The sequence below is a fragment of the Streptococcus dentapri genome (assembly GCF_042649885.1).
Taxonomy (GTDB): Bacteria; Bacillota; Bacilli; order Lactobacillales; family Streptococcaceae; genus Streptococcus; species Streptococcus dentapri.
Map to the genome: position 1 here is coordinate 1 of NZ_JBHSAC010000031.1, position 2,336 is coordinate 2,336.

Consider the following 2,336-nt stretch of genomic DNA (forward strand, 5'->3'; position numbering starts at 1 on the left):
CTCCTGTAGAGTACAGAAAACTGGCCGCATAAATGTGTTTTTCTTCTGTCCCATTATGTGGGTGCAGTGCCTTATACCAACCAGTTTTTGTTCAATTAATTAATGCAAAAAATCCTGCTCCTAAGGGCAGGATTTTAATGATTAAATAAGAGCTTTAGTCTTCGTTTTCATCTAGTCGACGACTTCCAAGTAGTGTCAGCACCGCATAAACCACCACACCTACACCAAAGGCCATAATTCCGTAACCTTGGGATTCACCAGTTTGTGGAAGAGCAGCCTCTTTGACTGGAGCAACCTCTGCTGGTTTAGGAGCAGCTACTGTTACTGAAATAGTCTCAGTTGGTTCTTCAGGACGTGGTGTTTCTGGTTTTGGAATTTCCTCATTAGGAATTTGAGGAAATTCTGGTGTTTCTGGAACTACTGGAACCACTGGAATTGGAGCTTCTGTTGTTTCTACAACATAGTTCCTATGCCATTGTACGGTAATTTTCTCTGGCTCAGTTGGCTCTACCGGATCGTCTGCTGGTGTCGGAGGTATTGGGGCTGCACCTGGATCTTGTGGTACAGCTACGGCGGAATTGGTCGAGAACCAAATCGTTGTCGGAATATAAGGATTGTTACCACTTGCTGTAAAAGTAAATTCTTTACCTTTATAGGTCATGGCACCAGCACCATAGAAGGCTGTTTGCGAACGCGGAGTCCCATCAGCATTGATGGCATCCCATCCATCTGGCCCCTCAGCATCAAAGGTTGCCCCTTGTGACTTACGTTGGTTCTGACTGTCAGAATAAATATAGTCACCATGTAGATCAACAGATGAACCTGGAATTTTGATAAATTCATTATCACCAACCGAAACCTTTTCAATGTGATCACCAAGATCACTTGTCCAGTGATTAAGTGAAGATAGACTCATGATTGCCTTATTATCAGACATGTCAATTTCATTGTCTTCTTCATCAAAGAAACGAATCTGCATTGTAACACTCAAAGGATTTTGTTCGCCTTCTGGCGGAACTTGAGAACCAATGAAGATTGTCTTAGTTGGGTCATGATAGAGTTCAACAATAGCTGTTCCATCATGGTTAGTTGAGCTATTGAGTTTATAAGTGATGATAACCTTGCTGATCTTTTTATCACCGTATTTTGAATTGGTCAAACCTGAATAAGTAGCTGTAACTGTTTGACCAACCTTCATTTTGAACCAAGTATCTTCCGTACCAGTATAAGGATTTTCGCTCGTCAGCATAGCATCATTATAGCGATCAGTATTATAGTGTTGCAATACATCACTATCAGATGTTACTTCCTTCATCCCTTCTTTAGTGATATAGTTATCAACACCCTCAAGACTGATAACAGCTCCCGGTTCACTTTGATAAACCAAACCTTGTGACTTTTCGACACGTCCGGCACCTGTATCATTTTTAACTTGCTCCTGGTACTCTTGCCAAGCCTTTAGTTTAACATCATATTCAGCCTTTTCAACATTGTAAGCTTCAAGCGCCTTTTGGTATGCCTCATCACGTTCAGGTTTCGCTGCTAAATCCTTTTGATATTGCTCAAGCTCTTTCTTGTATCGATCAAGCTTTTCTTGTTGAGTAGTAAGTGCTTCTTGAATAGCGCTAGCTTGTTTTTGATTATCAGCATGAGCAGCATCGACAGAAGGCTGTGTTTGTACTTTTGTTTCAACTAGTTCCACTGCTTTATCTTCTGATAATCTATTTGCTTGATTGAAATCAGTAACATCAGACTTAGCTGATTCCAAATCTTGTGAAGTCACCTCAGACGTTTTTGTTATAGAACCATCCGCATTCTTCACTGTGCTGATTTCTGTAACTGTTGGATCTGTCACTGGCGTTTCTTGATTATTGTCGTTATTAGCAGCTACTTCTGAACCCTGAGCGCCTGCTTGACTCTGATCGACAGCTTGATTTTGTGCTGTTTGATCTTGTGTTGCAGCTGGCTGACTTGCCTGATTATTCGTTACATCTTCTGCTAAGACAGGACCTGTCGCAAATAAGGTCGCCAATAATAAACTACTAAAAAGCGTGTAGTTTTTACGTTTTTGTGGTGTCATTTAATTATCCTCCCAAAATAAATATAATAACAAAGCAAAACCTACAATATTTCTCTCCATGTATTGCAGTATGCTTACACCATTTGTATTGTAACATAATGTAATATAAATGTAAATTGTTTTGATTTTTAAAATCATATCCCTTTATTATATATCATATTATAAATATAGAAAAAGACCTGTTATGGCACTGCCCCCCTAACATGAGACAGAAGAAAAACACTCCTGTTGAAATCTAGTAAACTAGAAACAGGAG

1 protein-coding gene is annotated in these 2,336 nt (G+C 39.7%); it reads right to left on the minus strand.

Annotated elements, in window-relative coordinates:
• Positions 1-154: 154 nt before the first annotated feature.
• Positions 155-2,080 carry a GbpC/Spa domain-containing protein gene (locus ACFOSE_RS03385; RefSeq protein WP_380430511.1) on the minus strand — a complete coding sequence of 642 codons (1,926 nt, stop codon included), beginning with the start codon at positions 2,078-2,080 and terminating at the stop codon, positions 155-157.
• Between the last annotated feature and the right edge of the window lie 256 nt (positions 2,081-2,336).